The organism is Bacillus sp. mrc49 (genome assembly GCF_002803435.1).
In genome coordinates this window covers 1-332 of sequence record NZ_PHNG01000360.1, presented here as the reverse complement: position 1 = coordinate 332, position 332 = coordinate 1, and the positions used below count along the sequence as shown (strand labels likewise).

General features: G+C 48.8%; 1 pseudogene. It reads right to left on the bottom strand.

Going from position 1 to position 332, the window contains the following annotated elements:
• A pseudogene (locus CVN76_RS02315) lies at positions 1-332 on the bottom strand (hypothetical protein); the annotation flags it as partial.

Below are 332 nucleotides of genomic sequence, written 5' to 3'. Positions count from 1 at the left end.
TACTCCGGAAATAACCGAGTTAACCATCTCGCCAGCCTTACTCTTTATCGTGTCAAAGTTGCGATAAATAGCCACACCTATTCCGACGATTGATCCGAATGGACCGAGTAGCGCTAAAACAGCTCCCTTTAGATAACCGAGTTTATTCCATAGCTCGATCGTTTTCGCCTTCACCGTATCGAAGTTCCGCCATACGTAAATAATCCCCGCAGTCAAAGCCGCCAGGGCTACCACAATTAGGCCGATAGGGTTAGCCATAAGGACGCCATTAAAAAGAGCCGCAGCCGTTGTGGCCCCGACATTTGCGAGCTTATATGCGTTCATCATCGTCG